The 25,858-nt window shown below is 71.7% G+C and carries 22 protein-coding genes and 1 pseudogene; 13 read left to right on the forward strand and 10 right to left on the reverse strand.

Annotated features, from left to right (window positions below; all coding sequences use genetic code 11):
* Positions 1-88 precede the first annotated feature (88 nt).
* From OHB00_RS17280 to OHB00_RS17290, 3 genes are all read left to right on the forward strand, one after another.
* Positions 89-1,561 (forward strand): MGH1-like glycoside hydrolase domain-containing protein, encoded by a 1,473-nt coding sequence (locus tag OHB00_RS17280; RefSeq protein WP_406435793.1) that lies wholly within the window; start codon positions 89-91, stop codon positions 1,559-1,561.
* 64 nt (positions 1,562-1,625) lie between these two features.
* The gene (locus OHB00_RS17285; RefSeq protein WP_406435794.1) at positions 1,626-3,563 is read left to right on the forward strand and encodes a glycogen debranching N-terminal domain-containing protein; all 1,938 of its coding nucleotides are present in this window, start codon (positions 1,626-1,628) and stop codon (positions 3,561-3,563) included.
* Between the two features lie 876 nt (positions 3,564-4,439).
* Complete coding sequence (locus tag OHB00_RS17290) at positions 4,440-6,011, forward strand: sulfatase-like hydrolase/transferase (protein ID WP_406445823.1); 1,572 nt, start codon at positions 4,440-4,442, stop codon at positions 6,009-6,011.
* A gap of 103 nt (positions 6,012-6,114) precedes the next feature.
* Here the strand turns inward: OHB00_RS17290 and dusB are convergent, their stop codons facing one another.
* Positions 6,115-7,257 (reverse strand): tRNA dihydrouridine synthase DusB, encoded by a 1,143-nt coding sequence (gene dusB / locus OHB00_RS17295; RefSeq protein WP_406435795.1) that lies wholly within the window; start codon positions 7,255-7,257, stop codon positions 6,115-6,117.
* Between the two features lie 109 nt (positions 7,258-7,366).
* Here dusB and OHB00_RS17300 point away from each other — a divergent pair, with 109 nt between their 5' ends.
* Entirely contained in the window at positions 7,367-8,818 is a 1,452-nt protein-coding gene (locus tag OHB00_RS17300) for an MFS transporter (RefSeq protein ID WP_406435796.1), read from the forward strand.
* Between the two features lie 40 nt (positions 8,819-8,858).
* Here the strand turns inward: OHB00_RS17300 and OHB00_RS17305 are convergent, their stop codons facing one another.
* Together OHB00_RS17305 and OHB00_RS17310 are read right to left on the reverse strand one after the other, a co-directional pair.
* The gene (locus OHB00_RS17305; RefSeq protein ID WP_406435797.1) at positions 8,859-9,200 is read right to left on the reverse strand and encodes an SCO4225 family membrane protein; all 342 of its coding nucleotides are present in this window, start codon (positions 9,198-9,200) and stop codon (positions 8,859-8,861) included.
* A gap of 118 nt (positions 9,201-9,318) precedes the next feature.
* Positions 9,319-10,224, reverse strand: coding sequence for a helix-turn-helix transcriptional regulator (locus OHB00_RS17310; RefSeq protein WP_406435798.1), 906 nt, complete (start codon positions 10,222-10,224; stop codon positions 9,319-9,321).
* 101 nt (positions 10,225-10,325) lie between these two features.
* Here OHB00_RS17310 and OHB00_RS17315 point away from each other — a divergent pair, with 101 nt between their 5' ends.
* Positions 10,326-11,753 (forward strand): MFS transporter, encoded by a 1,428-nt coding sequence (locus OHB00_RS17315; RefSeq protein WP_406435799.1) that lies wholly within the window; start codon positions 10,326-10,328, stop codon positions 11,751-11,753.
* A gap of 21 nt (positions 11,754-11,774) precedes the next feature.
* On the opposite strand, the gene OHB00_RS17320 is transcribed toward OHB00_RS17315, so the two are convergent.
* Positions 11,775-14,030, reverse strand: coding sequence for a SpoIIE family protein phosphatase (locus OHB00_RS17320; RefSeq protein ID WP_406435800.1), 2,256 nt, complete (start codon positions 14,028-14,030; stop codon positions 11,775-11,777).
* 340 nt (positions 14,031-14,370) lie between these two features.
* Here OHB00_RS17320 and OHB00_RS17325 point away from each other — a divergent pair, with 340 nt between their 5' ends.
* Positions 14,371-14,589 (forward strand): hypothetical protein, encoded by a 219-nt coding sequence (locus tag OHB00_RS17325; RefSeq protein ID WP_406435801.1) that lies wholly within the window; start codon positions 14,371-14,373, stop codon positions 14,587-14,589.
* A gap of 132 nt (positions 14,590-14,721) precedes the next feature.
* On the opposite strand, the gene OHB00_RS17330 is transcribed toward OHB00_RS17325, so the two are convergent.
* Entirely contained in the window at positions 14,722-14,856 is a 135-nt protein-coding gene (locus tag OHB00_RS17330) for a hypothetical protein (RefSeq protein WP_406435802.1), read from the reverse strand.
* A 197-nt stretch (positions 14,857-15,053) separates the two neighbouring features.
* On the opposite strand from OHB00_RS17330, the gene OHB00_RS17335 reads away from it, so the two are divergent.
* Complete coding sequence (locus OHB00_RS17335) at positions 15,054-15,464, forward strand: hypothetical protein (protein ID WP_406435803.1); 411 nt, start codon at positions 15,054-15,056, stop codon at positions 15,462-15,464.
* Here OHB00_RS17335 and OHB00_RS17340 read toward each other — a convergent pair.
* Positions 15,451-16,038, reverse strand: coding sequence for a TetR family transcriptional regulator (locus tag OHB00_RS17340; RefSeq protein ID WP_406445825.1), 588 nt, complete (start codon positions 16,036-16,038; stop codon positions 15,451-15,453). The genes OHB00_RS17335 and OHB00_RS17340 overlap by 14 nt on opposite strands.
* Positions 16,039-16,073: 35 nt before the next feature.
* Positions 16,074-17,084, reverse strand: coding sequence for an aldo/keto reductase (locus OHB00_RS17345; protein ID WP_406435804.1), 1,011 nt, complete (start codon positions 17,082-17,084; stop codon positions 16,074-16,076).
* 65 nt (positions 17,085-17,149) lie between these two features.
* Here OHB00_RS17345 and OHB00_RS17350 point away from each other — a divergent pair.
* Both OHB00_RS17350 and OHB00_RS17355 read left to right on the forward strand, forming a co-directional pair.
* Positions 17,150-17,832 (forward strand): annotated as a pseudogene (locus OHB00_RS17350) (chitinase); the annotation flags it as partial.
* Between the two features lie 163 nt (positions 17,833-17,995).
* Complete coding sequence (locus tag OHB00_RS17355) at positions 17,996-19,126, forward strand: endonuclease/exonuclease/phosphatase family protein (protein ID WP_406435805.1); 1,131 nt, start codon at positions 17,996-17,998, stop codon at positions 19,124-19,126.
* Between the two features lie 149 nt (positions 19,127-19,275).
* Here OHB00_RS17355 and OHB00_RS17360 read toward each other — a convergent pair whose 3' ends face one another.
* Positions 19,276-20,658, reverse strand: a complete 1,383-nt coding sequence (locus tag OHB00_RS17360; RefSeq protein WP_362334123.1) for a glycine--tRNA ligase — start codon at positions 20,656-20,658, stop codon at positions 19,276-19,278.
* Positions 20,659-20,820: 162 nt separating this feature from the next.
* On the opposite strand from OHB00_RS17360, the gene OHB00_RS17365 reads away from it, so the two are divergent.
* The 4 genes from OHB00_RS17365 to OHB00_RS17380 all read left to right on the forward strand — a co-directional run bounded on the left by OHB00_RS17365 (position 20,821) and on the right by OHB00_RS17380 (position 23,939).
* Positions 20,821-21,777 (forward strand): metal ABC transporter substrate-binding protein, encoded by a 957-nt coding sequence (locus OHB00_RS17365; protein ID WP_406435806.1) that lies wholly within the window; start codon positions 20,821-20,823, stop codon positions 21,775-21,777.
* An 11-nt stretch (positions 21,778-21,788) separates the two neighbouring features.
* A complete protein-coding gene (locus tag OHB00_RS17370; protein WP_406435807.1) occupies positions 21,789-22,553 on the forward strand; it encodes a metal ABC transporter ATP-binding protein in 765 nt (254 codons plus the stop codon).
* Positions 22,553-23,455 carry a metal ABC transporter permease gene (locus OHB00_RS17375; protein ID WP_406435808.1) on the forward strand — a complete coding sequence of 301 codons (903 nt, stop codon included), beginning with the start codon at positions 22,553-22,555 and terminating at the stop codon, positions 23,453-23,455. The genes OHB00_RS17370 and OHB00_RS17375 overlap by 1 nt, the downstream gene beginning before the upstream one ends.
* Positions 23,456-23,516: 61 nt before the next feature.
* Positions 23,517-23,939, forward strand: coding sequence for a Fur family transcriptional regulator (locus OHB00_RS17380; RefSeq protein ID WP_406435809.1), 423 nt, complete (start codon positions 23,517-23,519; stop codon positions 23,937-23,939).
* A 1-nt stretch (position 23,940) separates the two neighbouring features.
* Here the strand turns inward: OHB00_RS17380 and OHB00_RS17385 are convergent, their stop codons facing one another.
* Both OHB00_RS17385 and OHB00_RS17390 read right to left on the reverse strand, forming a co-directional pair.
* A complete protein-coding gene (locus tag OHB00_RS17385; RefSeq protein WP_406435810.1) occupies positions 23,941-24,477 on the reverse strand; it encodes a YcxB family protein in 537 nt (178 codons plus the stop codon).
* 24 nt (positions 24,478-24,501) lie between these two features.
* A complete protein-coding gene (locus OHB00_RS17390; protein WP_406435811.1) occupies positions 24,502-25,854 on the reverse strand; it encodes a histidine-type phosphatase in 1,353 nt (450 codons plus the stop codon).
* Between the last annotated feature and the right edge of the window lie 4 nt (positions 25,855-25,858).

Genomic DNA, 25,858 nt, shown 5'->3' on the forward strand with positions numbered 1-25,858 from the left:
ACATATTGAGTTTTGCGTGTTAAATAGACGTAACCCTACGGTAGCCACTACCAAACCCGGTCGGCCGGACGTCTTCGGGGAGTCCCGAGTGGATCGCACTGCCCAGCTCACCACCCAGTCGCTCGATCGACGCATTGCATACGATCCGCCGCCCGGCCACGCCACCTCCGCCGGCACCGCCGCGAGCGCCGGACGGTCCCTGCACGTCAGAGCGGCACGGGTGCTCGACGACAACTGGACCGGCAGCTCGACCGTGCCCTCCCGGAGCCTGTATCCGCACCAGTGGTCGTGGGACTCGGCGTTCATCGCGATCGGCCTCAGGCACCTCTCGCCCCTGCGCGCGCAGACGGAGCTGGAGACGCTGCTGGCCGCCCAGTGGGGCGACGGGCGGATCCCGCACATCGTGTTCAACCCCTCCGTGCCCCTCGACGCGTACTTCCCGAGCCCCGACTTCTGGCGCTCCTCGACCGCGGGGCGCGCTGCGGGCGCCCCGCGCACCGTACAGACCTCCGGGATCGTGCAGCCACCGGTGCACGCGCTGGCGGCCTGGCTGGTGCACCTCGCCGACCCGGGCCTGTCCCGGGCGCGCGGCTTCCTGCCCGGCGTCTACCCGCGGCTCGCCGCCTGGCACCGCTATCTGCTGCACCGGCGCGACCTGGGCGGGGGCGGCCTGGCGTCCGTCGTCCACCCCTGGGAGCAGGGCATGGACAACAGCCCCTGCTGGGACGCACCGCTGGCCCGGGTCACCCCGGCCCCGGCGCGCTCCTTCCGCCGCGCCGACCTGGACCACGGCGCCGCCGAGGACCGGCCGACCGATGTCGACTACGGGCGGTACGTGCGGCTCGCGGCCGACTACCGGGACGCCGGATACACCGACCGGATCAGGGACTTCGCCGTCGAGGACCCCGCCTTCAACGCACTGCTCGTCGCCTCCGAGCACGCCCTCGCCCGCATCGCACGGGAGCTGGGGGCGACCGGCACGGCCCGGCACGCGCGGGCCGAGCGGCTGACGACCGCGCTGGTGGACCGGCTGTGGGACCCGGAGAGGGAGATGTTCCTCTGCCGGGACCTGCGGGACGGCGAGGGCGGTGAGGGCGGCGGGCTGATCCCCGAGCGCGGCATCAGCGGGCTGATCCCGCTGCTCCTTCCCGGGCTGCCCCGGGAGATCGTCGCCGCGCTCGTGCGCACGCTGGAGGGCCCGCACTTCGGCACCGGTGCCCGTCTGGTGCCCAGTTACGACCTGCTCGGCGAGTCCTTCGACCCGCACCGGTACTGGCGCGGGCCCGCCTGGTGCAACACCGGCTGGCTGCTGGAGCGGGGGCTGCGCGAGCACGGCGAGCGCGAGCGGGCGGACGCGCTCGCCGAGGCGATCGTGCGGACGGCCGACGCGAGCGGGTTCGCCGAGTACGTCGACCCGTACACCGGTGCGGCGTGCGGCGCGACCGGGTTCAGCTGGACGGCGGCGCTCGCGCTGGACCTGCACCACCAGCGGCACGCCGCACCGCACGAGGCACCACACGAAGTGCTGCACAGCGAACGTCAAAACCTGGACAAGAGCTGACAAAACGAGGTGTCCTCGGCGGACACCGCACGTTCGACCAGAGGGACGAAGGAGGGGACCGGGGATGGCGGACCGGCATCATCTGCTCGTGCACGGCACGACGTTCGCGGCCGTGGACGACCGCGGCGACATCAGCGGCGTGCGGGGCGGCGGTTCCCCGGACGGGTTATTCGTACGGGACGCCCGGCACCTCAGCCGCTGGCAGCTGACGATCGACGGGGCGCTGCCCGAGGTGCTCACCCCGGTCGGCGACGGGGACGGCACACGCTGTGCCCTGGTCCCGCGCGGCGGCCGCCAGGAACCGCCCGCGCACACGCTCTTCCGGGAACAGGCAGTCGGCGACGGCTCGTTCGTGGAGTCCCTGCGGGTCACCAGCAACCGCCCGGTACCGACCACGCTCCGGCTCGCGATCACCGCCGACGCCGACTTCACCGACCAGTTCGAACTCCGCGCCGACCACCGCACCTACACCAAGTCCGGCGCCGTCCGCTCCCGCCAGACCCTCGACGACGGGCTGGAGTTCGGCTACCGCCGGGGCGAGTGGCGGTCCTGTACGACGATCACCGCCGAACCGGCCCCCGACGGCGTGGAGGAGACCGGCACCGGCGCCCGCCGGCTGGTGTGGACGCTGGAACTGCGACCGCACGGCACCGTCGAACTGCTGGTACGGGTGATGGCGCGTCCGCACGGCGACAAACGGGCGCTGCGGGTGCCTCGCGACCCGGCCGCGCTGAACCGGCAACTCCTCGTACTGGAGGGCGAGTTCGTCGAGGGCGTGGCCTTCCCGACGGGCTGGCCGGAGCTGGCGGCGGCCTGCGCCCGCGGCCTCGCGGACCTCGCCACCCTCCAGGTGCCGGCCACAGGCCCGGACGGCGAGGAGCTCAAGGTCCCGGCGGCCGGGGCCCCTTGGTTCCTCACCCTGCTCGGCCGCGACGCCCTCCTCACCTCCCTGTTCGCCCTCCCCTACCGCCCGCACCTGGCCGCCGCCACCCTCCCCGCCCTCGCCGCCACCCAGGCCACCGAGACCGGCGCGCACTCCGTGGCCCAGCCCGGGAAGATCGTCCACGAGGTACGGCACGGCGAGCTGGCCCACTTCGGGCAGGTGCCGTACGGGCGTTACTACGGGTCGGTCGACGCGACACCGCTGTTCCTGATCCTGCTGGGCGCGTACGTCGAGCAGACCGGGGACCTGGGCATGGCCCGGCGGCTGGAACGCAACGCGCGCGCGGCCGTCGGCTGGATGCTCGACCACGGCGGGCTGACCTCGCGCGGCTATCTCGTCTACCGCGCGGACAAGGGCGGCCTCGCCAACCAGAACTGGAAGGACTCCCCCGGCGCGATCTGCTCCGCCGACGGCGGCCGGCCGATGGGGACCGTGATGGCGGCGGGGGCGCAGGGGTACGCGTACGACGCGCTGCGCCGGACGGCGTGGGTGGCGCGGACCGCGTGGGCCGACGAGACGTACGCGGCGCTCCTGGAGCAGGCCGCCGGTGATCTGCGGGACCGGTTCCAGCAGGACTTCTGGATGCGGGAGGCCGCTTTCCCCGCGCTGGCCCTTGACGGGGAGGGGCGCCAGGTCGACGCGCTCGCCTCGGACGCCGGGCATCTGCTGTGGTCCGGGCTGCTGGACAAGGAGTACGGGGAGATGGTCGGGCGGCGGTTGCTGGAACCGGACTTCTTCTCGGGGTGGGGGGTGCGGACGCTGGCCGCGGGGCAGGCGGCGTACCACCCGCTGTCGTACCACCGCGGGTCGGTGTGGCCGCACGACAACGCGCTGATCGCGCTGGGGCTGGCCCGGTACGGGCTGCACGACGAGGCGCGGGCCGTGGCGCACGGGCTGGTGGACGCGGCCACGGCGGGCGGGCACCGGCTGCCGGAGGTGCTGGCCGGGTACGGGAGGGACTCGCATCCGGAGCCGGTGCCGTATCCGCATGCGTGCGTGCGGGAGTCGCGGTCGGCGGCGGCGCCGTTGGCGCTGCTCACTGCCGTGGGGGGTGCGTAGGGGGGTCGGCCGGGTGCGGGTGTGCGGGGGCTGGTCGCGCCCACGCGGCGGAGCCGCACACTGACACGGCCCCGCGCCCCTTCGGGGCGCCTCCCGCCGACCTGTGCTGTGTTTGCCCGGTGTTTGCCGAAAGGCCTGAACAGGGCCCAAGTGTGAGCCGTACGGGAAGTTGTCGGGTCCAGGCCTCTCCAGCGTCGACCCGCCGTTTCCGTTTCACGGGTCTCGCACGGAAGGACCTCCGGGTTGTCCCAGCACACGAGCATTCGCCAGCCATCGGACACGCCGTCCGGGCCGTCCGAACGCGAAACCCTGCCGGAGGAGTCCGAGACCCCGAAGTCCGGCCAGGAAGCGGCTTCCGGGACGCCCGAGCCCGCCGCCGAGGCCCCGGTACCCGGCTCGGCCGCCGTCGCCGAGCCCACGGAGGCCGAGCCGTCGTCCGCCACCGAATCGACCGACGCCCTACCCGAAGCAGCCGCGGGAGCCGAGGCCACGACGGAAGCCGCCACCGAATCCGACCCCGGCCCCGAACCCGCCACCGAGTCCACAGCCGACCCCGGCCCCGAACCCGCCGCCGAGTCCATAGCCGACCCGGAGAGCGACCCCGCCACCGCCGAGTCCGCAGCCGGCCCCAAGAGCGAAGCCGAACCCCAAGCAGCGGCCGAAGTCGAAGCCGAACCCGAGTCCGCCCCGGCTTCCGAGAGCACCCCCACCCCCGCCCCGGACGTCCCCCGTCCCCGTCGGCGTGGGTGGGCCGCCTGGAGCGGGCGGGTTCGGGAGCGGCGGGAGGCCTGGCGGGACGCGCATCCCACCGCGGCCTCCGTGCTGTCGATCGGCGTCACCGTGCTCTGTGCCGCGCTCGTGGTCGGGGCCCTGGTGATGCCGAACACCGTCGTCGCGTTCGGGCCCGCGAAGTTCGTGCGGCTGCCGTCCGAGGGGATCATCGCGGCCGCCGTCGCGCTGGCGCTGCCCCGGCGGCCCCGGACCGTGCTGGCCTCGGTGTTCGGCGTCGTACTCGGCGCGCTGACCCTGGTCAACGCCCTCGACATGGGGTTCAAGCAGTACTTGGGCCGGAGCTTCAACGCCATCCTGGACTGGAGCCTGCTCGGCGACGCCGAGTCGTACCTGGAGGACACGCTGGGCCGGACGGCCACCCTCGCGGTCAGCGTCGGTGCCGTCGTCCTCGTGCTGCTGCTGTGCGTGCTGCTCGCGCTGGCGACGGTCCGGCTGAGCGATCTGCTCGCCCGGCATCCCGGGCGGGCCACTCGCGGCACTCTGATCGCCGGTGTCGTCTGGATCACCTGCTCCTCCTTCGGCGTCCAGCTGGCCGGCGGCGTGCCGCTCGCCGCCGACAGCACCGCGACCGCGCTGGAGGTCAAGGCCCGTCAGGTGAAGGACACCCTTCACGACGAGGCGGAGTTCCAGAAGGTGGCCAAGGTGGACGCCTTCGGGAACACCCCGGGCGACCAGCTGCTGCCGGACCTGCGCGGCAAGGACGTCATCTTCACGTTCATCGAGAGCTACGGCCGCAGCGCGATCGAGGACCCGATCGAGGCGCCCGGTGTCGACAAGACGCTGGACGCGCAGACGGCGATGCTGAAGAAGGCCGGTTACGCGGCGAAGAGCGGCTGGCTGACGTCGGCGACGTACGGCGGCAGCAGCTGGCTGGGTCACTCCACCACCATGTCGGGGCTGTGGGTCAGCAACCAGCAGCGCTACCGGACCGTCATGGCCAGTGATCACCTGAGCCTGACGAAGGCCTTCAAGAAGACCGGTGACTTCGACACGGTCGGTGTGATGCCGGGCATCCAGAAGGGCTGGCCGGAGCAGAGCTTCTACGGCCTCGACAAGGTCTACAACGCCTTCCAGCTCGGCTACAAGGGACCGAAGTTCAGCTGGTCGACCATGCCGGACCAGTACGCCCTCCAGCAGTTCCAGGACCGGGTGCACAGCAGGAAGCCGGCCGACGGCAAGTCCCGGATGTCGTTCCTGATCCTGACCTCCAGCCACCAGCCGTGGGCGCCGATCCCGAAGATGGTGCCGTGGGACCAGCTGGGCGACGGTTCGGTCTTCAACGCCATCGAGAAGGCCGGCAACAAGGCGTCGGACGTCATCGCCGACACCACCAAGTCCCGGCAGGAGTACGGCAAGTCGGTGCAGTACACGGTGACCGCGCTCACCCAGTGGCTGCAGCGCTACGGCAACGACAACACGGTGCTCGTCTTCCTCGGCGACCACCAGCCGATCGCCCGGGTCAGCGGCAACCACGCCAGCCGCGACGTGCCGGTCTCGATCGTCGCCAAGGACCCGAAGGTGCTGGACGCGATCAACTCCTGGAACTGGACCGACGGTCTGCGCCCGGCGCACAGCGCCCCGGTGTGGAAGATGAGCGCGTTCCGCGACAAGTTCCTGACGGCGTACGGCTCCACCCCGCACCCGAAGACCAACTGAACGCTCCGCGGGACGTGCCGCGATGCACCGTCGTGGCCGGTCGCGCCCGCGCGGCGTGGCCACATGCCGGACACGGCGCCGCGCCCCTCACGGGGCGCGGCGCTCAGCCCCCGGAAGTGTCCAGTTCGGCGTCCTCGCCGATGCCCGCGCAGTCGTACGGGTCCTTGAGCCAGCCGTCCGGCAGCACCACCCGGTTGTTGCCGGACGTACGGCCGCGGGGCCCGTCGGCGCCGGCGGGCCAGGCCTGGCCGAGGTCCAGTTCGTCGAGTCCGGCGCGGAGTTCCGCCAGGGACGAGGTGATGGCGAGACGCTTGCGCATCTCGCTGCCGACCGCGAAGCCCTTCAGATACCAGGCGACGTGCTTGCGGAAGTCGACCACGCCCTTGGACTCGTCGCCGAGCCACTCGCCGAGCAGGGTGGCGTGCCGGACCATGATGTCGGCGACCTCGCGCAGGGACGGCTTGAGGATCTCCTGCTCGCGTCCCTCGAAGGCCGCGACCAGGTCCGCGAACAGCCATGGGCGACCCAGGCAGCCGCGGCCGACCACGACCCCGTCGCAGCCCGTCTCCCGCACCATCCGCAGCGCGTCCTCGGCCGACCAGATGTCGCCGTTGCCGAGCACGGGGATCTCCGGGACGTGCTCCTTCAGGCGCGCGATGGCCTCCCAGTCGGCGGTGCCGCCGTAGTGCTGGGCGGCGGTGCGGCCGTGCAGGGCGATCGAGGTGACGCCCTCCTCGACGGCGATCCGGCCGGCGTCGAGGTAGGTGATGTGGTCGTCGTCGATGCCCTTGCGCATCTTCATGGTGACGGGCAGCTCGCCGGCGCCGGACACGGCCTCGCGGAGGATCGCGCGCAGCAGGTTCCGCTTGTACGGGAGCGCCGACCCGCCGCCCTTGCGCGTCACCTTCGGGACCGGGCAGCCGAAGTTCAGGTCGATGTGGTCGGCCAGGCCCTCCTCCGCGATCATGCGGACGGCCTTGCCGACGGTGGCCGGGTCGACGCCGTACAGCTGGATGGACCGGGGCTGCTCGCTCTCGTCGAAGCGGATCAGCTGCATGGTCTTCTCGTTGCGCTCGACCAGGGCCCGCGTCGTGATCATCTCGCTGACGAACAGCCCTTTACCGCCGCTGAACTCTCGGCACAGGGTCCGGAAGGGCGCGTTGGTGATCCCCGCCATGGGGGCGAGGACGACCGGCGGGCGGACGGTGTGCGGGCCGATCTGGAGGGAGGACGTGGGCTCGGGCATTCCCCCATTGTCCCGTACGCCGCGCGGTGCTCGGCCGTGATCACCTGGCCGTGATCCTGTAATACTCATTAGTTAGACGCACTATCGAAACGGGCGTACGATGAGGACCATGCCCGAGCTCAGTCCCCGCCGCCGTATGCTCGTCCTCGCGATCTGCTGCATGAGCCTGCTCATCGTGAGTCTCGACACGACCGCCCTCAATGTCGGCCTGCCGTCAATGCAGCGCGAGCTGCACGCCTCGACGGCCGGGCTGCAGTGGACGATCGACGCGTACACGCTGGTCCTGGCCTCGCTGCTGATGCTCGCCGGTTCGACCGGCGACCGGGTCGGCCGCAAGAAGGTCTTCATGACCGGCCTGGTCGTCTTCTCGATCGGCTCGCTGCTCTGCTCCCTCGCGCCCAACCTCGACTCGCTGATCGCGTTCCGCATGGTCCAGGCCGTGGGCGGCTCGATGCTCAACCCGGTCGCCATGTCGATCATCACCAACACCTTCACCGACCCGCGTGAGCGGGCCCGCGCGATCGGGGTGTGGGGTGCGGTGGTCGGCATATCCATGGCCGCCGGACCGCTGGTCGGCGGCCTGCTCGTGGAGTCCGTCGGCTGGCGCGCGATCTTCTGGGTCAACATCCCGGTGGGCCTCGCGGCCGTGCTGCTGACGCTGCGCTTCGTACCGGAGTCCCGGGCGCCGAAGGCCCGCCGCCCCGACCCGGTGGGCCAGGTCCTGGTCATCGCCCTGTTCGGCTCGCTGACCTACGCGATCATCGAGGCGCCGACGGCGGGCACGGGCACGGTCCTCCCCTTCGCCGCGGTGGCCCTCGCCGCCCTGCTGGGCCTGCTCCGGTACGAGCCCAGGCGCGACGAACCCCTGATCGACCTGCGCTTCTTCCGCTCCGCGCCGTTCAGCGGCGCCACCGTGACCGCGATCAGCGCGTTCGCCTCGCTCGGCGGCTTCCTGTTCCTGTCCACGCTCTACCTGCAGAACGTGCGCGGCCTCGACGCCCTGCACGCGGGCCTGTGGATGCTGCCGATGGCGGTCCCCATGTTCCTGTGCGCGCCGCTGGCGGGCCGCCTGGTCGGCAGCCGGGGGCCGCGCCTGCCGCTGGTGATCGCCGGCATCGCCATGACCGCCAGCGCCGTCCTCTTCGCCGCGTTCGAGGCGGAGACCTCGGACACCACCCTCTTCGTCGGCTACGTCCTCTTCGGCATCGGCTTCGGTTTCGTGAACGCCCCGATCACCAACACGGCGGTCTCCGGCATGCCGAGGTCCCAGGCCGGCGTCGCCGCCGCGGTCGCCTCCACCAGCCGCCAGCTGGGCCAGACCCTGGGCGTCGCGGTGGTCGGCGCGGTCCTGGCCTCCGGGATCGGCTCCTCGTCGTACGCCGACGAGTTCGTGACCGCCGCCCGCCCCGGCTGGTGGATCCTGGCCGGCTGCGGCCTCGCGGTCCTGCTCCTGGGCGCGGTGACGAACGGCCGCTGGGCCCGCGCCACCGCCGAGCGGGCCGCGCAGCGCCTGGAGTCACCGGAGATCCGCGAGGCCGTCGGGGCGGCGCAGCGGGTCTAGGGGCGGTCCGGCGAACGGCCGCTCCCCTCCGTCCCGTTCGTCAGCAGGAACGGAGCGAGCGGCGGTGCCGGGCGAGGACGGCCTGGCGCAGGGCGCCCAGGGCCAGGGACTGCAGCAGGGCCGAGACGACGACCGTGGTGATGAAGAACCAGTCCGGGGTGTCCGCGCGCCAGGCCGTCCTGCCGAGTGCCGAGACCAGCGGGAACACCGGGAACGTGACCAGGGGCGGCCAGAGCCAGGCGTAGTCGGCGCCGTGGTCGTCCGCGTGGACGGAGTCGGCGGTGGCCTTGGCGATGACCACGGCGACCAGGCCGAGGTAGGCCACCGACAGGCGGTTGGTGAGCATCAGCCGGACAAGGGTGCGGGCCGGGCCGGATTCCATCGTCGTCTCCCCCGTGACCGGTCGTCGATTCCGCTGCCTGCCTGCATCGTCGGGGAAGGACCGCGCCCCGGTCCTGAGTACGGGTACTCAGTTGTGCGAACGAATTCCCCTGCCCCGGTCAGGAGTTCGGCTGCTGCTGCGCGCACGCCAGGTCGTACAGCTGCTCCAGGCGCTGCCGTGACTCGTCGTCCGCCGGGACGTAGGTGACCATCCGCGCCCCGGACGCCTGGTTCAGGAACAGGTCGGTGTGTTCCAGGGTGAGGCGGCCGACGTGCGCGTTGAGGAACTCCTTGGTCCTGGCGCGCAGGTCCATCACCTCGTAGCGCTCCCAGTTCTCACGGAACTCCGGGGACTCCGCGCTCAGGCGCTTGACCAGCATCTTCCAGGCCGGCTCGGCGAGATGGCCGGCCATCGACGCGCGGAGCTTCGCGGCCATGAGGCGGCGGGTCTCCTCCAGGTGCACGATGGAGCGCTGCCACTCGGGGTGGGTGTAGACGAGGATCATGCTGTTGCGGTCCTCGGGCGGAACCGCGTCGAGGTCGCCCATCAGGCGGGCATAGGTGCGGTTGTAGGCGAGGATGTCGTATCGGCTGTTCTGGACGGAGGCCGGCAGGGGTTCCAGGGCCCGGAGTATCTCCTGCAGGGCCGGGGTGACGCCCGTACAGCTCGCGGCCGGGGTCGGGTCGACGGCTTCGGCCAGCTGGAAGAGGTGGGCGCGCTCGCTGCCGTCGAGCCGGAGGGTGCGGGCGAGGGCGTCCAGGACCTGGACGGAGACCTGGATGTCCCGGGCCTGTTCGAGCCAGGTGTACCAGGTGACGCCGACCGCGGAGAGCTGCGCGACCTCCTCGCGGCGCAGGCCGGGGGTGCGGCGGCGGGTGCCGCGCGGCAGGCCCACCTCCTCCGGGGTGATCCGCTCACGGCGGCTGCGCAGGAACGCGGCCAGCTCGTGCCGCCGGATGTCCGCACCCCGGGCCGGGGCCGCCGTCGGACCGAGGTTCGTCTTCTCCTGCGCCGTCGTCGTCATGGTTCCAGCCTGCCGTGCCGCCGATCCTGTTGCCAGGTACTTCCGCTACCAGGACAAGGAGACTCTGGTACCAGTCTGAGCAAGGCCGCAGGCTCGGGTGCATGACCGAAACCGTCACCACCGCGACCGTACGGTCCCCCTCCGCGCCACCGGCGCTCGGCGGCCCCGGACTGTTCACCGTCCTGCTGGCCGCCGCCCTCCCTCTCATCGACTTCTTCATCGTCAACGTCGCCCTGCCCACCATCGGCGCCGACCTGCACGCGGGCGAGGCGGTCCTGGAACTCGTCGTCGCCGGGTACGGCGTCGCCTACGCCGTACTGCTGGTGCTCGGCGGCCGGCTCGGCGACCTGTTCGGGCGCCGCCGGCTCTTCCTCGGTGGCATGGCCGCGTTCGGGCTGACCTCGCTGGCCTGCGGGCTCGCCCCCAGCGCCTGGTCGCTGGTGGCCGCCCGGGTCGCCCAGGGTGCCGCGTCCGCCGCGATGCTCCCGCAGGTCCTCGCCACCATCCAGGCCGCCACCAGCGGCGGCCGCCGCGCCCGCGCCATGAGCCTGTACGGCGCCACCGCGGGCCTGTCCATGGTCGCCGGGCAGATACTCGGCGGGGTGCTGGTCGCCGCCGACATCGCGGGGACGGGATGGCGTTCCGTGTTCCTGGTCAACGTGCCGGTCGTGGTCGTCGGGCTGGTGCTCGGGGCGCGGTTCGTGCCGGAGACCCGGTCGCAGAAGCCCGAGCCCGTCGACGGCCCCGGGACCGTGCTGCTCGCCGTCTCGCTGCTCACCCTCCTCGCCCCGCTCACCGAGGGCCGGGCGGCGGGCTGGCCGCTGTGGACCTGGCTGTCGCTGGCCGCGTTCCCGGGCGTGGCCGTCGCCTTCTACACCGTGGAGCGCCGCGCCGACCGCGCGGGCCGTACGCCGCTGGTCCCGCCGAGCCTGTTCGAGCTCGCCTCACTGCGCCGGGGTCTGGTGCTGATGCTGCCGTTCTCGATCGGGTTCAGCGGGTTCATGTTCGTGATCGCCGTGGCCCTGCAGAGCGGCGAGCACCTGGGTCCGGTCCCCGCGGGGCTGGCGCTCGCGCCGATGGCGGTCGTCTTCCTGTTCGTCTCGCTCGCCGGGCCGCGGCTGATCGCCCGGTACGGCAGCCGGGTGGTGTCGGCCGGGTCCGTGATCCAGGGGATCGGCATCGTCCTCATCGTGCTCGCCGCGTGGCGGGACTGGCCGCACCTGGACCTCGCCGGGCTGCTGCCCGGGGTCGCGGTCGCCGGTGCCGGTCAGGCCCTGCAACTCCCCAACGTGCTGCGCCTGGTGATGTCGGAGGTGCCGCCCGCGCGGGCCGGGGTGGGCAGTGGCGTGATGGTCACCACCCAGCAGTCCGCGCTCGCCCTCGGCGTGGCCACCCTGGGCACCCTGTTCCTCTCCCTGGTCCCGCACCAGGGCATGCGGGACGCCCTCGTCACCACCCTGCTGGTGCAGCTGGGCCTGGTGGTGCTGACCGGCCTGCTCAGCCTGCGGCTGCCCCGCACCGTGAGCTGACCTGCCCCCGTGCTCCGCGGACTACCCGCCGCCACCGCCCAGTTCGAACCAGACGATCTTGCCGGTGCCGAGGCGGGTGGTGCCCCAGCGCCGGGCCAGCCGGTGCACCAGGTAGAGGCCGCGGCCGTGTTCGTCGGTGGCCTTGGCCTGGCGCACCCTCGGCAGTTGCGGCACGTCGTCGCCGACCTCGCAGCGCAGCACGTCCGTGTGCAGCAGCCGCAGGCTGATCGGGCGGGTCGCGTGCCGTACGGCATTGGTGACGATCTCGCTGACCAGCAGCTCGGCGGTGTCGGTGAGGTCCTCAAGGCCCCAGCCGGCCAGGGCCTGCCGGGTGAGCCGGCGGGCCCGGCCGGGGGCGCCCACCTCCGGCGCCAGCGTCCAGTACGCCACGTCGCTCGGCGCGATGCCGTCGAACCGGGCGGCGAGCAGCGCGATGTCGTCGTCCCGGTCGCCCGGCCCGAGCATGTCCAGCACCTCGTCGCACATGGCCTCAAGGGGCGGCGGCCGGTCGGGCCCGGTCAGCTGGGCGGTGGCGGCGAGCTTCTCACGCAGTTGCTCGATGCCGGTCCACACGTCGCGCAGCCGGGACTCCACCAGGCCGTCGGTGTAGAGGAGCAGGGTGGCCCCGGTGGGGGCGTCCAGCTCGACCGCCTCGAAGTCGATGCCGCCGACGCCGATCGGGGCGCCCGGCGGCACCGTGAGGACCTCCGTCTTGCCGCCCGGGTACAGCAGGATCGGCGGCGGATGGCCGGCGTTGGCGATGGTCATGCGGTGCGAGACGGGGTCGTAGACGACGTACAGGCAGGTGGCCATGCGGTCGGTGCCGAGCCGCTGGGCCTGTTCGTCGAGGTGGTGCAGGACCTCCTGCGGGGGCAGGTCGAGGCCGGCCAGGGTCAGCGCGGTGGTGCGCAGCTGGCCCATGACGGCGGCCGAGGTCATGGAGTGGCCCATGACGTCGCCGACGACCAGCGCCACCCGGCTGCCGGGCAGCGGGATGGCGTCGTACCAGTCACCGCCGACGCGCGCCGTCTCGGCGGCGGGCAGGTAGCGGGAGGCCAGCCGGACGCCGGTGGGCCGGGGCAGCGTCTGCGGCAGCATGGCGCGCTGGAGCCGGTCGGCGATGAAGGCCTCCCTGCTGTACAGCACGGCCTTGTCGACACCGAGCGCGGTGTGGGTGGCGAGCTGGGCGGCGACCAGCAGGTCGGCGGGTTCGAACGCCGGCCGCTCGGGGCGGCGCAGGAAGACGACCGCGCCGGTGACCCGGCGCCGGCCGCGCAGCGGGGCGAGGATCGCGTGCGAGCCGAGCCAGTCGTTCAACGCGCTGTCCGCGCCGATGAGTTCACCCATTGCGGCGCGGGTCGGCGGGGTGTCGGCGAACACCGGCCGGACCCCGCGCAGCACCTCGGCGAGGGCGCCACCGGGCACCACCTCGCTCCAGTCGGAGGCGTCCAGGTCGTCCTGCTCGTCGTCCACCGTCTCCGCGGGCCAGACCAGGCCCTCGGCGCCGGGGCCCTTGAGCCGGTCGGTGCGGCGCAGCCTCAGCACGGCCGGGCCGGTGGGGCGTTCGTCGCCGACGGGCAGCGGATCACGCAGGTAGACGAGGGCGGCGTCGGAGTACGTCGGTACGGCGGCCCGGCACAGGCCGAGCACGATCTCGTCGGTGTCGAAGCCGCGGGCGATCCGCCGGGTGGCGGCGCCGACGTAGCGCAGCCGGTCCTCGTCCGGGGCCTTCGGCGCGGCGGGCGGCCCGGCGCCGGGGGCGTCCTCGCGCACGCCGAGCGCGGTCTGCGCCGACAGCGCGTCGGCCAGGGCGATGTCGTCCTCCACGAAGTCCTCCCGGTCCGGGCGCCGCAGGAACACCGCCACGCCCACGACGGCGTCGCAGGCGCGCAGCGGGGCGAGCAGGACCCGGTTCCCCTGCGGGAGCCGGATCGCCGTCCCCAGGAGTTCGTGAAGGGCCTTGTCCATGTCGTCCGACCCGCGGCCGCGCGCCCTGCCGCACCGCAGGACCGCGGCGAGCGCGCCGTCGGGCGCCACCGGTCTCGACTGCGGGGGCATCCCGCCCATGACGCCGCCGAGTTCGGCGGGCACCCCGTCCAACTCCAGGTGCTCGGGCTCCGACCGGTCCGGCGACCGGTCGCCGAGGTAGACGAACATCCCGTCCGCAAGGTCCGGGATCGTCGCCCGGTACAGCTCACGGACGGCCTGAGCGCCGCCCTCGGCGCGGGCTATCCGGCGGCCGGCAACGGCCAGGAAACGTTGAGGATCCGGCAGCATCGCCTCTCCGTGCCGGTGGCCGCTTCACAAGGTCGCTTTCATCTTGAGCCAGGGTCAATTCCCTGTCCAGGGTTTCCACCGGTACACCAAGTCCGGCTCATGATCCGACGGTTGGGACGGGAACGGGCAAAAGGCGCCCCGGGGGCGCCCGGACCTCCGGCCGGCCGGCGTGGCGGGGCCCGGTCCGCCGTGTGAACTCCGGGCGCGTCCTCGCCAAAACCCGGTGAAGAAATCCCCGTTGATGTTGGTCTTGCTGCACACTCCTTGCCGTCGACCCGCCGTCGACACGTGCCGAGACAGCAGACGGAACAGCAGACCGGGCACAGCCTCCGGAGGCGTCATGTCGCAGATCGACGAGAGCAAGGTCAGCCGCTGGGACCAGCACGGCCGGGAACACGTGGTCCGGGTGCAGCGCACGGGTGTGCAGCGCGTGATCGCGTGCGACACCTGCGGCTGGCGCAAGGGCGCCCAGTTCCTGCCCTGGCTGAAGGCCCAGGAGCATCTGGCCGAGGCCCACCAGGCCACCGTGGACCCCGCGGGCACCCAGCCCTCGCGATGACTTTCCGCCGCCCCCCCCACCACCTGACGGCGGCCCATCGGGAGCACGCCGGCGTCTTCCTGGAGGGCCAGGGCTGGGGTGACGGCGGCCAGGTCGACCCACCCCGGCCGATCCCTGGTCGGTGCCCGGCCGCTACGGCTGGGTCGGCGGCACCGGCACCACCGCGCATCTCGTCCCGGTCCCCGGCACGGTCACGGTCCTGCTGACCCGGGCGGCCATGACGAGCCCGGCGCCGACCCCGCTGATGCGGGACGTCTGGCGGGTCACGGCACAGCGCGCGCATTACGCCGTTCGGGTGAGCTTCCGGATGCGAACCACGAGGTCAGGGCACCCATTGCCACCTGCGGACTTTACCGAAACCAGGAGCGGCGCCGGCCGCCCGGGCAGGGCCGTCCGGGTCGCTGCGGGGTCCGACCCGGCCAAGCCTGGAGTGGTCCCCGTCGTCCCCCGACAGGAGCACATCCATGCACACCATCCAGCGTCAGATCTCCCGGGCTCTCGCCGCCGGCACGCTCTCCCTGGCCCTGCTGTCGGCCGGGGGCGCCGGCGCGCTCGCCGCCGAGGCCAAGCCGAAGCCGAGCCCGTCCCCGTCCGCCATGGCCTCGATCACCATCAAGGCGAGCGCGACCTCGGTCCACGCCGGCGGCTCGGTGACCTTCTCCGGCAAGACCCAGGGGCTGAAGACCGGATGGCCCCTGGTGCTCCAGCACCAGAAGGGCGGCAAGTGGATCCCGCTCAAGGCGACCACGAAGACCAAGAGCGGCAACACCTACTCGCTGACCGCCAAGCTGAACACCGTGGGCAACGAGCACCTGCGGGTCTCGGCGGTCGGCAAGAAGGTCTACTCCCCGGCCGTCACGGTCAACGTGAGCTGAGGCCCCGCAGCAGCAGCTCCACCAGCGCCCTGAAGTCCGCCTCGGCCTCCGGCCGCTCCCACTCGCGGGCATAGCGCGGATCGTGGAAGCGGTCGGTGGCCTGGAAGACGGTCCGGGCCGCGACGGCGGGGTCGGGCACGGTGAAGACACCCGTCCCGGCCCCGTCCCCGATGATCCCGGTCAGCTGGCCGGTCAGATCGGCGATGTGCCCGGTGACCGCCGGGCCGTTCTCGTCGACCAGCACCATGTAGGTGGCGAACAGCTCCGGGTCGGCGCCCGCCTTGCGCCGCTTCGCCTCGAACAGGGCCCGCAGCCAGTCACGCAGCCGGGCCCGCGGGTCCCCCGCCCCGGCGGCGATGCCGGACAGCTGTTCCGAGGTGCGGTCCAGCCACCTCTTCGTCACTGCTTCCCGCAGCGCCGCCTTGGTCCGGAAGTGCCGGTAGACACTGCCGTGGCTGACGCCGAGCGCGCGGGCCACGTCCACCACGGTGGCCTTGGCCGGGCCGTGCCGGCGCAGCACCTCCTCGGTCGCCTCAAGGATGCGCTCGGCGGTCAGGGCCGGGGTCGGGGACATCGCTGCCATGGCCTAGACGGTACCCGGCGCCGCGATCAGCGCTCGCTGTCGAGCATCGCCATCTGCGCGGGGGCGTACCGCTCGCCGGCCGCCGCGTCCGCGGGTACGGCGGCCTCGATGGCGGCGAGGTCGGCCGCGTCCAGGGCCACGTCCAGGGCGCCCAGCGCCTCGCCGAGCCGCTCCCGGGTGCGGGCGCCGACCAGCGGCACGATGTCCTCGCCCCGGGACAGCACCCAGGCGATGGCGATCTGGGCGACGGAGACGCCCTTCTGCTCGGCGATCTTGCGCAGGGACTCGACCAGCGTGAGGTTGTGCTGGAGGTTCTCGCCCTGGAAACGCGGGGAGTGGGCGCGGAAGTCGGCGGCGGCGAAGCCCTGGTCGGCCTGGACATGGCCGGAGATCAGTCCGCGGGAGAGCACGCCGTACGCGGTGACGGCGATCCCCAGCTCGCGCAGGGTGGGCAGGATCTCCCGCTCGGGGCCCCGGGAGATGAGCGCGTACTCGATCTGGAGGTCGGCGATCGGGGCGGTGGCGGCGGCCCTGCGGATGGTCTCCGCGCCGACCTCGCTCAGCCCGATGTGGCGGACGTATCCCTGCTCGACGAGTTCGGCGATCGCGCCGACGGTCTCCTCGATCGGCACGTTCGGGTCGAGCCGCGCGGGGCGGTAGACGTCGATGTGGTCGACGCCGAGGCGCTGGAGGGAGTAGGCGGCCCAGGTCTTCACGGCGGCCGGGCGCGCGTCGTAGCCGTGCCAGGCGCCGTCCGGGCCGCGCTGGGCGCCGAACTTCACGCTGAGCAGCGCGTTCTCCCGCAGGGCCGCCGGGGCGGTGCGCAGGGCCTCGCTGATCAGGAGTTCGTTGTGGCCCATGCCGTAGAAGTCGCCGGTGTCGAGCAGGGTCACACCGGCCTCCAGGGCGGCGTGGATGGTCGCGATGGACTCGGCACGGTCCGCCTCGCCGTACATACCGGACATGCCCATGCAGCCGAGACCGAGGGCGGAGACCTGCGGGCCGGTGGATCCGAGGGAGCGGGTCTGAATCGTCATGACCTCCACCCTGGCATGACAGCTGACAGATTTCAATATCTGTCATTCCATAGTCGTCAAGCACCGCACCTCCACCGGGAGGAACCGCATGCTCCGCCGCACGGTGCGCCTGCGCGGTCAGGTCCCGCCCCGCGGGCACGGTGCTGCAGGGTTACTGGCAGAACTGGGACGGCGCCGCCAACGGCGTCCACCCGCCGGTCTGGTGGGCAGCGGCTCGATCACCCGGCTCTCCGTGTCCCAGGCCGACCTGATCCGCGTCATCGACGGCATCCTCGCCCGGATGCCGTCCGGCTTCGGCCTGACGATGGCCCCGGGAACGGCGTACGTCACCGGAGGCAGCGTCACCTGCGGCTCGATCTGGGGCGCGTACCTGCCCGTCATCAAGAAGTACGCCGACAACGGCCGGCTGTGGTGGCTGAACACGCAGTACTGCAACGGCAGCATGTACGGCTGTTCCGGCAACTCCCAACCGGCCGGCACGGTCGCCGGCTTCACCGCGCAGACCGACTGCCTCGACAAGGGGGTGATCGTGCAGGACACGACGATCAGGGTCCCCTACGACAAGCAGGTCCCGGGCCTGCCCGCGCAGTCCGGGGCGGGCGACGGCCCCCTGTCACCGTCCCTGGTCCCCCAGGCCTCGAAGCACTACGGCACATCCCTCAAGGGCCTGATGACCTGGTCGGTCAACTGGGACGGCTCGAAGAACTGGACCTTCGGTGACAACGTGAAGGCGCTCCAAGGGCGTTGAGCCCTCCTCGGCGCCGGGGCGGCCGGGCGGCGCGGCCGCCCCGGCTCTCCGTTCGACAGACCCCGGTCGAGCTCCGAGAATGGAACTGCCGGCGAGCAGTCACCGGCGGCGCCTGCCGCCGGCCGTTGCCCTCCGGTGCTCTCGCGCCGCCGAGGAGGCCCGCATGAGCATCCGGATCGCCACGTTCAACATGGAGAACCTCTTCCGCCGGCCCACGGCCTTCCGTCTGGAGAATCCGGCCGACCGGGAGCAAGTCATCGCCGACTTCGACAAGTTGGTCGCCACTCTCGACCTGCCGACGTACTCGGACGCCGACAAGGCGGAGATCGCGCGGATCATCACGACGTACCGGGCGTACGAGATCGACGACCCGAAGCACCCGGACCCGAAGGGCCCGCCGCCGATCGTCATCAACCAGTCCCGCCCGGGGAAGCACACCGGGCTCTTCGAGACGTCCGGGCCGCCGAAGACCCCACACGTCGAGATCACGGCCACCGGCCGGGGCTCGTGGACCGGCTGGGCCGAACTCGCGCAGGACGACCTCGACATGAGCATGGTGCGGAACACCGGCCGGGTGGTCGCGGAGGTCGACGCCGACATCCTGCTGACCGTGGAGGTCGAGGACCGGCTCACGCTGGAGCGCTTCAACACCCAGGTCCTGGCGGACGCGCTGGGCAGACGGCCGTACCCGTACAACCTGCTGATCGACGGCAACGACCCCCGGGGCATCGACATCGGGATCCTCAGCCGGCACCCGATCACGTCCGTCCGGTCCCACCTCTTCGACACCGATCCGGACCACCCGGCCGACCGGCTGTTCAGCCGTGACTGCCCCGAGTTCGAGATCCAGCTGAACGGAACGCCGCTGGTGATCTTGGGCAACCATCTCAAGAGCAAGTTCCGTGACGACCCCGAGCTGCGGCTGGCCCAGGCCAGACGGGTCGCGGAGATCTACCGGGAGGCGGCGGAGCGCACCCCGCACGTCATGGTCGCCGGAGACCTCAACGACGACCCGGAGAGCGATGCGGTGGCACAGCTGCTGGCCACCGGTCTGCGCGACGTCATGAGCCACCCGTCCTACCACGGGGAGCCCGGCACGCACGAGCCGTGCACCCGGCTCCAGGACAAGATCGACTACCTGCTGCTGCCGCCGCCGCTGTGGCACGGGGTCCAGCACGTGGGCCTGGAGACCCGCGGCATCTTCGCGCACGGCGTCAAGTCCTTCGACACGGTGACGTCGAAACTGACGGAGGCGTCGGACCACGCGGCGCTGTACGTGGACCTGGACCTGTGAACACCGGTTCCCCGCGGGCCGGTGGGGGCCGATCGCGCAGTTCCCCGCGCCCCTGAGGTCGGCCGACCTCGCCGGCCCCCGAAACGCCCACCCTCCCAGCCGACCGAGTCGGGTGGGAGGGTGCGCGAGAAGGCGTAAGGGCCGCGGACCTAGCAGCCCAGCAGGCGCCCGGCGAGGTAACCCTCGATCTGGTCCAGCGAGACCCGCTCCTGCTTCATCGAGTCGCGCTCGCGGACCGTCACCGCGTTGTCCTCAAGCGTGTCGAAGTCGACGGTCACGCAGTACGGCGTACCGATCTCGTCCTGGCGGCGGTAGCGGCGGCCGATCGCGCCCGCGTCGTCGAACTCGATGTTCCAGTTCTGCCGCAGCGCCTGGGCGAGGCCCTTGGCCTTCGGGGACAGCTCGGGGTTGCGGGACAGCGGCAGGACCGCGACCTTGACCGGGGCCAGGCGGTGGTCCAGGCGGAGCACCGTGCGCTTCTCCAGCTTGCCCTTGGCGTTCGGCGCCTCGTCCTCGACGTACGCGTCGAGCAGGAACGCGAGCATCGCGCGCCCGACACCGGCCGCCGGCTCGATGACGTACGGCGTCCAGCGCTCCCCGGCCTCCTGGTCGAAGTAGGAGAGGTCCTGGCCGGAGGCCTTGGAGTGGGCGCCGAGGTCGTAGTCGGTGCGGTTGGCGACACCCTCCAGCTCGCCCCACTCGTTGCCGCCGAACTGGAAGCGGTACTCGATGTCAGCGGTGCGCTTGGAGTAGTGGGAGAGCTTCTCCTTCGGGTGCTCGTACCACCGCATGTTCTCCTCGCGCAGGCCCAGGCCGGTGTACCAGTTCCAGCGCTGCTCCATCCAGTACTCCTGCCACTTCTCGTCCTCGCCCGGCTTGACGAAGAACTCCATCTCCATCTGCTCGAACTCGCGGGTGCGGAAGATGAAGTTGCCGGGCGTGATCTCGTTGCGGAAGGACTTGCCCATCTGCGCGATGCCGAACGGCGGCTTGCGGCGCGAAGTGGTCTGCACCTGGGCGAAGTTGGTGAAGATGCCCTGGGCGGTCTCGGGGCGCAGGTAGGCGACGGAGCCGCTGTCCTGGGTCGGGCCGAGGTGGGTGGAGAGCAGGCCCGAGAACTGCTTGGGCTCGGTGAACTGGCCCTTGTTGCCGCAGTTGGGGCAGTTCACGTCCGCCAGGCCGTTCTCCGGGAGGCGGCCGTGCTTGGCCTCGTAGGCCTCCTCCAGGTGGTCCGCGCGGAACCGCTTGTGACAGGCGGTGCACTCGGTCAGCGGGTCGGTGAAGGTGGCGACGTGACCGGAGGCCACCCAGACCTCGGGGGCCAGGATGACGGACGAGTCGATACCGACCACGTCCTCGCGCGACGTCACCATGTAGCGCCACCACTGGCGCTTCAGGTTCTCCTTGAGCTCGACACCCAGCGGCCCGTAGTCCCAGGCGGCACGCTGACCGCCGTAGATCTCACTGCACGGGAATACGAAGCCTCGGCGCTTGCTCAGGCTGACGATGGTGTCGATCTTGTCGGCGGCCACGGTGCTCTCTTCATTACGACGACGGGCGACGAAGCGAGACGCTTCACAGCGAATGCTTCAGCGTACCGGCGGGGCCTCCCCCTCAACCAAATCGGTTCCCCTTACCGACCTCCTACCGAAGCTTGTTGACAACGGTTTCCATGTTTGTTGAAAATGACTCTCATGAACGTACGACGCCGCCTGATACCCGCGGCCGCCGCGACCACCGTCACCGCACTCGGCATAGCGACCCTCACGGCCTGTGGCGGCGCCGCCACGGCGGCCCAGACCGGGAAGTTCGACGTCGTCGCGTCGTTCTATCCGATGGCCTTCCTCGCCGATCGGATCGGCGGCAGTCACGTCCACGTCACCAGTCTCACCTCGCCCGGCCAGGAACCGCACGACCTGGAGATCAGCCCCAGGCAGATCGTCGGCCTGGAGAAGTCCGACGCGGTCCTCTACCTCAAGAACCTCCAGCCCTCCGTCGACGCCGCGGTCGCCCAGTCTTCCGTCAAGACCAAGATCGACGCCGCCTCCCTGACCACCCTGGAGAAGCACGGCAACGAGGTCGGCGGCCACGCGGCCTCGCACGACACCTCCAAGAACGAGGAGCTCTCCGGCCTCGACCCGCACATCTGGCTCGACCCGGTGCGCTACGCCCAGGTCGCCGAGGGCGTCGGCAAGGCCTTCGAGAAGGCCGACCCGGACCACGCGGCCGACTACCGGAAGAACACCGCGGCCCTGGTCAAGAAGCTGGACGACCTGAACACCCGGTTCAAGAACGGCCTCGCGCACACGAAGTCCAAGGTCTTCGTCACCACCCACGCGGCCTTCGGCTACCTCGCCGAGCGCTACGGCCTCACCGAGGAGGCCATCAACGGCCTCGACCCGGAGTCGGAGCCGAGCGCCGCCCGCGTGAAGGACCTGGAGACCATGGCCAGGGCCGACGGCGTCACCACCGTGTTCTACGAGACGCTCGTCAGCGACAAGACCGCCAAGACCATCGCCGCCGACGCCGGCCTGAAGACGGACGTCCTCGACCCGATCGAGGGCATCACCGGCAAGTCCCGCGGCAAGGACTACTTCGCCGTCCAGGAAGCCAACCTCAAGGCGCTCCAGCAGGCACTGGGCACCAAGTGACGGGAGACGAGATGACCGGCGAGCCCGTCATATCACTGCGCGAGGTCACCGCCGAGCTGGGCTCGCGCCCCGTGCTGCGGGGCATCGACCTGACCGTGCGCCGCGGCGAGGTCGTCGCCCTGCTCGGCGCGAACGGCTCCGGCAAGTCGACCGCGATCCGCACGATCATCGGCCAGGTGCCGGCGAGCGGCGGCGAGATCGAACTCTTCGGCACCCCGCGCCGCACTTTCCGGGACTGGTCCCGGGTCGGTTACGTCCCGCAGCGCACCACCGCCGCGGGCGGCGTCCCCGCCACCGTCACCGAGGTGGTCTCCGCAGGCCGCCTCTCCCGCACCCGCTTCGGCCTCTTCCGCCGGGCCGACCACGAGGCCGTACGGCACGCCCTCGGCCTGGTCGGCATGGCGGACCGGGCCAAGGACAACGTGGAGGCGCTCTCCGGCGGCCAGCACCAGCGGGTGCTGATCGCCCGCGCGCTGGTCGCCGAGCCCGAGCTGCTGATCATGGACGAGCCGATGGCGGGCGTCGACCTGGCCAGCCAGGAGATCCTCGCGGGAACCCTGCGCGAGCAGGTGCGGCAGGGCACCACGGTCCTCCTCGTCCTCCACGAACTGGGCCCGCTGGAGCCCCTGATCGACCGCGCGGTGGTCCTGCGCGACGGCTGCGTCCTGCACGACGGCCCGCCGCCGCGCGCCGTCGGCCAGCATGCCCTGCCCGGCCACGACCACGTCCACCCCCACGACGAGCACACGTCACTGCGCACGGGACTGCTGAGCTGATGGACTTCCTGAACTACGCCTTCATGCAGCGGGCCCTGCTCGCCGCCGTCCTGGTCGGCGTCACCGCCCCCGCCGTCGGCATCTACCTGGTCCAGCGCCGCCAGGCCCTGATGGGTGACGGCATCGGCCATGTGGCGATGACGGGTGTGGGGCTGGGCTTCCTGCTCTCGGCCTCCCCCGTCTGGATGGCGACGGCCGTCTCCGTCCTGGGCGCCGTCGTCATGGAACTGATCCGCTGGTACGGCCGTACCCGCGGCGACATCGCCCTCGCCATGCTCTTCTACGGCGGTATGGCCGGCGGTGTGATGCTGATCAACCTCGCGCCGGGCGGCTCCAACGCCAACCTGATGTCGTACCTCTTCGGCTCGCTGTCGACGGTGTCCGAATCGGACGTGACCGCGATCTGCCTGCTGGCGGCCTTCGTTCTCCTCGTCACCCTCGGCCTGCGCCGGCAGCTGTTCGCGGTGAGCCAGGACGAGGAGTTCGCGCGGGTGACCGGCCTGCCGGTGCGGGCGCTCAACCTGCTGACCGCGATCACCGCGGCGGTGACCGTGACGGTCGCGATGCGGGTGGTCGGCCTGCTGCTGGTCTCCGCCCTCATGGTCGTCCCCGTCGCCGCGGCCCAGCAGCTGAGCCGCAGTTTCGCCGCCACGTTCGCGATCGCCGTCGCGATCGGTGTGACGGTGACGATCGGGGGCACGATCACGTCGTACTACCAGTACGTCCCGCCGGGCGCGACGATCGTGCTGCTGACCATCGCCGCGTTCGTCGCGCTGAGCGTGCTGGCCGCCCCGCTGGCCCGCCGACGCGCCCGCGCGGCCGCCGCGCGACGGCCCGCCGGGGATCCTGCGGAGTGCGCGATTCCGGCCACCAGGGAGGCCGCCGACGAGATCGGCGTCTGAACGCCCTCAGCCCGGGCTGGCACAATGGCCCGGCAGAGGCAGTGACGTGAGGAGGCAACCGGTGACGACCGCTGGACCGCCCGTGAAGGGCCGCTCGACCCGTCAGCGGGCAGCCGTGGCGGCGGCCCTGGACGAGGTCGAGGAGTTCCGCAGCGCGCAGGAACTGCACGACATGCTCAAGCACAAGGGCGACTCGGTCGGTCTGACCACGGTCTACCGCACGCTCCAGAACCTCGCCGACGCCGGCGAGGTGGACGTCCTGCGCACGTCCGACGGCGAGTCGGTGTACCGGCGCTGCTCCACGGGCGAGCACCATCATCACCTGGTCTGCAGAGCCTGCGGCAAGGCGGTGGAGGTGGAGGGCCCGGCGGTGGAGAAGTGGGCCGAGGCCATCGCCGCCGAGCACGGCTACGTCAACGTCGCGCACACCGTGGAGATCTTCGGCACGTGCGCGGAGTGCGCCGGGGCCGCGGAGGGCTGCTGAGCTATCCGCGCGTGAGGTGCCGGTCGAGGATCGCGCGCAGCCGGTCGGTGTCGCCGGGGTCCGTGAGGCCCCGCTTGGGCAGCACGGTGAAGCACGAGGCGTTCTTGTCGTCGCTGTAGGTGATGAAGGCGTCCTTCGTCTCCCGATAGCGGGGCTGCGCGGACCAGTTGACCGACGTCGTGCTGTTGTCGGTGGCCACCGTCACCCCGGCGTCCGACACGGTCGCGCGGAACGCGCCGTTGCGGGCGGCGAGCTTGAGGAAGGCGCGGGCCTGGAGCCGGGGTGTGAAGAACAGCAGGGCCGCGGCCAGGGGCATGAGGATCAGCAGGAACCAGTCGGGCTTCTCGCGCCCCGCCACCGAGAGCGAGGCGTTCAGCACGAAGGCGAACGCGATGAGACCGACGGCCCAGCGCCGTAGCCACCTCCGCCGCCGCAACCGTTCGCGTTCCCGCAGCGCCCCCTGGAAGTCCCCCACGACGTGCCGGTAGGCAAGCTCCACCACGCCCTGCCCGGCGTCCCACCCCATGTTCATGACCATGAGGCGGGATAGTACCGGCGCAGGTCAGTTCCGGTCGAAGCACTTCTCCAGCTCGTTCAGGTCGTAGAACTTGCTGTGCTTCGCGATGGGCTTGCAGCCCGCCTTGAAGGCGATCTCCTTCTCGTTGTAGAGCATGCGGACGAGGTAGTCGTCGCCCTTCTTGAAGACGTCCCACTGGATGTTGGAGGCGAGGGAGGCCACCTCGGCGCCGCGCCAGGAGTTGTCGGCGTAGGTGTAGTCGGTACCGGGGGTGGCGGCCTTCTCGCTGCCGGGCAGCTGCATCAGGGCCGCCAGCGGGATGATCTCCTCGGCGTGGGTGAAGCGGAGTTCCGCGCCGAGGTCGCTGGTGCCGGCCTTCTCCGCCTCGACCTGGTCGAAGAAGTCGTCGAGGAGGGGCTGGGCCATCTTGTAGGTGATGTCGCTGTCCGAGAAGCTCGGGCCCTTCTCGTAGAAGTCCTCGGCGTCGCTGAGGTAGCCGAACCAGGCCGCGTCGCGCGGGGCGATGTAGCGGTCGAAGTCCCAGCCGTCGCCGTCCGGGCTCTCCTCGCTCATCGCGGGCGCGATGGCGTAGAGGTTGTAGACGGCGGTCGCGGCGGTGAGGTCGTCGGCGGTGGCGGCGAACTCGCCGTCCACTATGCGCTGCACGAACGCCGGCTTGAAGATCCTGCCGAGGACCCGGGCCGCCGCCTTGTGCGAGGCCGGCTGGTCGGTGACCGACTTCAGGGTGGCGGCGAGACGCTCGTCGCTCGCCAGCCACTTCTGGTAGTCGGCGCCGCCGGCCGACTTGTGGAAGTAGAGGAGGTTCTTGTCGACGCGGGCGGTCCCCAGCGAAGCCTTCAGCGCCGGGTCGGCGTCGGTGAGGGCGGTGGAGAAGACCGTACCGCTGTCGACCGCGCGGCCCTGGCCGGAGCTGACGACGTCGATCTTCTCGCCGTTCGCGGCGATGGAGGAGAAGAGAGAAGGCAGGCGCTTCTCCAGGCGGACCGCCGTCGCGCGGAGTTCGTCCTTGCCGCGGTCGCTGAGGTTGCCGTACCCGATCGCGCTCATGGCCGCTTCGAGGGCCTGTACGTCCGGGCCGAACTTCTTGCCGCGCGCGGTGAGTTGGCCGTCGGCGCGGGCCTGGTTCCAGAGCGCGAGGACCGTGTCGCCGTCCTCGCCGTCGGTGGCGGAGCGGGAACCGTGCCGGGAGACGTTCTCGGTGAAGACGGCGGTGTAGCCGGCGGGCGGCTGCTGGTAGGTGCGCGGGTTCTGGCCCGGGGAGTACACGGCCTTGGTGCCGTAGCTGTCGCGGTGGGCGGGCCCGGTGTCCGTGGCGTGCGCGGGCAGCGCGGTCAGGAGCAGGGCGCCGAGCGAGAGGACGGGGATGACGCGCTTCATGAGG

This window comes from Streptomyces sp. NBC_00631, assembly GCF_045206895.1.
Classification (GTDB): domain Bacteria; phylum Actinomycetota; class Actinomycetes; order Streptomycetales; family Streptomycetaceae; genus Streptomyces.